We start from the raw sequence: 6,315 nt of genomic DNA, 5'->3' as shown, positions 1-6,315 counted from the left end.
AAGCTATCCTCTGCATTATTGATCAGGACATCGTTGCTGGCTTTCAGCCCTACCTTGCCATCAGCCGCAATGGAACTGCCTGTGATGCTAAGATCATGCGGTTTGCCATCCTGCCCTGCAATGACAGTGGTGTCACCTCCCGATTTTATCGAAGAGCCAACCGCATGAGAGGCTTGCATATCCACTTTCGTGTTTTTGGCGCGAAGATGATACTCCATCTCATCGTTTCTCACCCCTATTGTTATCTCCCCTTGGGCGCCAAGAGCAACATTACCCTTGGCATCTATATCGGAAGCAGCAATATGGATATCGCCACCCGAGATAACAGTGGTCTCTTTTCCAGAACTTAGATGAGAGCCATTGTGTAAGGCAACATGAGATGTTTCACTCCCACTCTGATTGTCCATGCTGTTGCGTGTGGCATCAATAGAAACATTCCTCTCAGCTTGTAAGAGAAGTTTATCCTTTGTTTGAACATCAGAGCCTAAAATATTCAAATCTTGTCCAGAGGCAAGTGTCGTCGAGCCTCCAGAGTTGACTTCTGATTTATGATGCATGGTGGCATCACCGTGTTCATCATGGTAATGGGTTTCTGCTGAACCGATCGTCAAGTTGCCTTGTTCTGTAGCCATGGCAAGATCACCTCCGGTGGTGATCCCCACCCCGGAGGCGGTGATATTTTGTTTGGCAATTACGCTCGCATTGCCCCCAGCAGAAAGCGCCTCGGTGTTTAATACGGTCTCCACGCCGTCAACCGTTGTGCGCCCTGCATCTAAACGAATATTCTTCTCCGCAAGGAGAACAGCATCGTTACCCGCAGCAAAATGCCCTCCTTGACTAAAGATATCCCCGCCATGCACATGCAACTGGTGGTTTGCCGCAATCCGCCCTGAATTGGTTATCGTGGAATTGCTCGTATTCTGGCTGGTGATATTCACATCATCGCCCATGATCAAAGCTCCAGCAGAAACAAAGGAGGCTCTGTCTTTTTCGGGGATGTAAAGCACCGGTGCATAAACATCCATGCCCTTGACCTGTTGGCGCACATAAATCACCATCGGGGCTTCTAGGGATGCCAATTGTTCTTCACTCAAAGCCTCACCAAAAGGGAGATTGTGTGCTTTTGCATAGTCTGCCCCGACATCCAGCAAGGTTTTGACTTGTTCAATGGCATCACTTCCAGGAATAAAGGAACCTTTGCCCAACCCTTGACCAACAAGATCACGCATTTGTTTCTCAATCAGCTGCTTTTCGAAATAAGCATCGCCTAAGAAAAAAATCTCTCTGTCAGGATTGTAACCAATTCTGTTCAAATAATAGGCTGAGCCATAAAACTTGCCGACATCAAGAAATTCTGCCCGCGTTTCATAAATGAAATTTTGGTTGGGCAGCGTGCCCCCAACCCCACCCGATTGGGGTTTTGGTAAAGGAAGCCCCTCAGAAAGTTCCCCTGTATTATTGAGATCCACTTTTGGTGTAAAGAGAGCATCAACCCCGGTTAAACCACTTAAGGACTCCAGTGGATTGCCTTCAACTGCTTGTGCTTTAAAATGCGCATCCCCTGTAATCGAACCTTCCGCTGCCGTGTTATTGAGTTGATCGACCACCAAATTCAACGTGCCACCCGCTTGGACAAGACCAGGAACACTCTCCAAAGCTTCTGAACCAATCTGGCGATCCTTGCCATTGGCTATATCTAAAGAAACATCGCGGCTTCCATCAGCTTTATAGCCATAACAACTGTCTGTATAAGCCTGACAACCAAGATAAATGTTTTTATAAGCTGTTACCCCCAAATTGGTGAGCACATTGGCGTGGATATCGGCATTTCCCCCTGCTCTCATAGAGCTATAATGGTTGTCAATGGTATCAGCGTTAATGATGAGGTTGCCACTAGATTGTATTACCCCCGAAACAGTTGGTTTATGAGAAAACCCTTGCGTGACAGTCTTTTCTGTCATGTGTGACCAATTTTCGTTTATTGACCCTAACCATCCTCCCTTCTGCCGAGAACCATTCCAAGAATACTGTTCTATGCCTTTTCTGTTATCATTATATTCCCAAGTAAAAGCCTTATAGACTGTTCCATCGCTTGAAATTGCGGTGCCATAGATTTCTTCTTTGCTCGCCCAAACCTGCTGTTCAAATATAAAATTCTTCTTCTTTTTACCAGCCGGCCACTTAGAAAGCTTTCCTTTACCCCAGCTATTCGATCTCGTATCATGATATAAATCCCTACCATCGAGAAAATTATATTTGTCTGGTTTTTCGAAAGAAATATCGCTATATTCCGTTTTTTCCGTGATGACAGGCGTGCTATCAGCTTTGTTTTTCAGGGTGTTGGTTTGGATATTTAAGTTTCCACCAGCTTGAATCAAGCCTGCTTTATTGACAAGGGAAAGGCTTTTTCCGCTGCCAGCCGCATTGGTAAAAAACAAATCACCCTCTGCCATTATGGTGCCAAAATCATTCAACAAAGCTCCATCAACTTGTAAAGCACCATTGCCCTTCACATAGATTAAACCCGTTTTGTTGTTGGTCACATTGCCCGTCACGCTAAAGGCTAAATCCTGCCCCGATGCCAATTGACCGCTATTTCTAAGCTCCCCCGTCTTGATCACGAAATCTCGTGCCGCTAAAACAGACGTTGTCTCATCAACCATAACGCTTGGAGCAACAAAGAGAATATCTCCAGTTCCACCCTGATCTGTCACGGCTTGTAGCCGCGCATGGTGAATATCAAGGGCATTGGTGCTTTGAAAGTCTAAACCGCCATAAGTCAATTCGCTCTCTGAGACATCAATATGATCTGCAATTAAATACAGCGTTTGCGGCGTGTAAATATGAGAACGATTATTGCTTAAATCGAGAGTTGTTGCCGTCAACCTCACATCCCCCTCAGCAGACAGCACATTCTCAACACTGATCTCTCCTGATACCGATGTCAATGTTGCGCTGCCATAGCCTATGACCTGATCATAATAGATGTCGTTGCCTGCAAAAATTTCAATATTGCCACCACTGGCAATCTGCCCAACCTTCACCCCTTCTTTTGCTGTAATCAAAAGAAAGCCCTTTTCATCTAAAACAAGATCCCCTGAACCGCCCGTAGAAACGACACCTGTCATCAGTGTGCCTGCATCAAGGCTGCCAACCTTTAAAACAGCTTCTTCACCCGTCATCAGCGAAGAAAAGTCAACCGCCCCACCCTCAATATTTGCCTTGCCATAGGCTAAAAGTTGCCCAAAATGAACGGGAGCATTTGTTGCTGGTTGTGCTTGAATGGCAACATTTTGATGCGACAGAATTGTTTGAGAAACAGATAGCCCGTTATGAGAAACCAGGGTGATATCTCCTGCTCCATAAACACTTTCAGCAACAATCGCACCTTGACTGCTCTGGAGATCAACATCCCCTTGAGTGCCAAGAACAACAACACCAGCAGCACCCGTTGCCGCCATATCAACCCCACCGGCTAAAAAATGAGCTTGTATATCACCACCGGCATGCGCCTTGAGATTCCCTTGCGCTAAAACAATCCCCTCAAGCTTCAAGTTTCCGCCCGATTCAAGAGCCATATCAGCGCCTGCCCCTAGCCCTGAAACTTGAAGTGTCTGGCGCGAAGACAGCTCCATATTGCCCCCAGAGGTTGCCTTACCGGCAATCGATAAAAGCCCATCCTGCGCCTCTATCTTCAAATGACCCTCAGCGCCAACCATTTCTAACGTCACATCCTTATGGGCGGCAATATCAATATGCTTTTTCGAGGTGATGTGCTTTGCCAATACGCTCTGGCTTTTCGATTTGAGGACAACACCCCCATGACCAAAAACATTCTTCAACGAGATTTTCCCGTCAGCAGAAAGATGCAACTGCCCCGCATTGGCGGCCATATCATGGCGCATGCGAACCCCAACACCTTTTTCTGTTGCCACAAGTTTAATCTGATCCGCCTGTAGAGCCCCCAAAGCAGAACCATCTATCGCATATTCCGGTTTACCGGTAATATCGGTCAGTTCTTTCATTTCCCGTGAAGCATAATCAAAGTGACCCGTCCCTGCTGTCACACCAATTTCTCTGCCCGCAACAGCTCCTTCAAAATGCACTGTGCGTGAGACAATATCGACAATATCAACCGCCCCTTGACCAGAGAAAAAATTGGCTCCCTTAGCGCCAAAGGTAATATCCCCACCTCGCACCTCAAAGCCTTTCAAAAAACCGCTCGCATCAATTTCGGGAACACCTGTGGTTAAAGTCGCATGGGGCGTATTGATAAAGCCACAACCATCACAGCTTATCCCATTGGGATTGGCTATAATCACATCGGCGGGGCTCCCAAAAACCTCTCCTGGACCATGAAGCGCACTGCGCTTGCTGCTGGTCACTTCATTTAAAATCACTTTCGCCGAACCCGTGAGGCGCAAATGCGGATTGCCCGGCATAATGCCCCCCAACTGCGATTGCCCTACTTCTTGCGCATGATTGTTCCAAATCACACCCGGATTTCCAATATTAAAATCGTTATATTTATTGTGTGATAAGCCCTTGCCATTGGGGGTAACAATATCAATCGAGGGAACCCCATTGGGCGCTGCCACTATATCTGGACGATGGGCGGCATTCGCGTTAGGATCCACAGTAATTTGCGCCTGTAACGCTGAAGGGGCTAACAAACAAGAAAAACCAAGTCCCCCAAATAAAACCTTTTTGAGCATCGTACTGGAGACCAAAACACCTAATAAAGCTGCTCTTTCTGCTCTCTTCTCATATCTCATACGTTAACTCCCCAATAAAAAATGCTTAAAGTTCCATTGTTAATGTCATAAAAAATGTTCCTGATTTTTTGTGCTTAACTGTGCTCCAAAAAATACTGGAATAACTGGCATCAAGAGAGACCATGCCTCCCGCAAGCTTGACACCGGCTGTCCAACCGGCAAGCTGGTCACTCTTAATCCCATACAAAACTTGCGAAAACACACGCCCATAATCCAAACCAACATAAGGGCGAAGTTCTCCAAAAACCTTTTTGAAGGTCGCGTGATTGCTCCACGGAATGGTGCGCAACAACAAATCATTCCGGCTAAAAAAACCGTTATTGCCAAAAAGCAAACTCTCACGCGTGCCACGAACATTGGAAGCGCCCCCCAACGAAATCTGCTCAGCACCCAATAAATTATGCGGTGAATATTGACCACTCAAAAGATTGCTCAGTATAAAGTCCAAGCCCCCTACCTTAAAAGGCGTCATGACACTAAGCGTACCGGTAAATTTGGCAAATTGTGGCTCCGCATCCCCTGCCCCTGGCGCATGTTTCTTTACTGAATGAAACAAGGGAAGACCTTGCAAATAACTCACATCAAAGGTCCAAGTCCCCCCCAACATCTGGCGCGAATGCGAAATCCCAAAATTGGCGACGCTATATTGACGGCTGCCCACTTCAATCTTATTGCCAAGAAGGTAATTGTTGGTTCTTTTATAAGAAAGACCCAAATTCAAGGTTGTAAGGGAAACACTATCACGGTAAAGAACCCTGCTTGTACTGGCGTGCAACTCACTGGAATCCCCCGTCGTCTCAATATCGGTAAAATTGCCAGGGATTATGCTTTGGTAATTATAAACAGTGCCATTCAATCCAAAGGTCCAATAACCATATGGAATACTCACACTCGCTGAAATGTTATTGCTATGTCCTTCTTGCTTGCTCCCACCCCAATAATCGGGCTCACTGCGTTGATAGTTAAAATCCCACGCATCATTCATCCCTAAAATATTTTCTACCCTCAAGCCCGCACTATAACGCGCATAACCTGTAGAGGCTTGTCCCATATTGTCATGAGAAACAGTAACCTTGAAAGTTTTATCGGGATGATTGTTAATATTGACAATGGTGCTCCCTTCTTCACGCCCTGGAAGAAGTTCGCTTTGAGCGTGTGCTGAACTCAAACGATTGATCTGATCAAGCCCCTGTTCAATATCGCGCATGTTCAAAACATGACCTTGAAGCCCAGGAAAAGCACTCCACACAACATTATTATAACGAGACGCCGGTGAACCATTATAGTAAATCTCTGAGAGCTTGCCCTCAACGACAACAAATTTGAGCGTCTTGCTGTTTTTGATATCTTGATCAGGAATGTAAAAACGTGCCGTTACATAGCCTTGATCCAAATAAACTTTGGTTAACTTCTTGATTAAGAGCTGAATATCAAAAAGACCGATACATCTTCCAACATAAGGCTCTGTTACGGCTGATATAGAGCGCTTTTTGACATGGTGCACTCCCTCAACAACAACAGCATGAATTGGAAAACATTG

The 6,315-nt window shown here is 45.9% G+C and carries 2 protein-coding genes; both read right to left on the bottom strand.

Translation table 11 applies throughout. The features are described 5' to 3' along the window. On the bottom strand, positions 1-4,775 hold a 4,775-nt coding region (locus tag ACFINR_RS08925; RefSeq protein WP_375654139.1), incomplete at its 3' end, for a hemagglutinin repeat-containing protein. A gap of 25 nt (positions 4,776-4,800) precedes the next feature. Continuing rightward, on the bottom strand, positions 4,801-6,315 hold a 1,515-nt coding region (locus ACFINR_RS08920), incomplete at its 5' end, for a ShlB/FhaC/HecB family hemolysin secretion/activation protein (protein ID WP_375654136.1).

Origin of the sequence: Bartonella sp. AP19HLJMH, assembly GCF_042196245.1 — a bacterium.
GTDB lineage: Bacteria > Pseudomonadota > Alphaproteobacteria > Rhizobiales > Rhizobiaceae > Bartonella.
The sequence above is the reverse complement of the archived record's forward strand: the minus strand, read 5'-3'. Positions and strand labels throughout refer to the sequence as shown.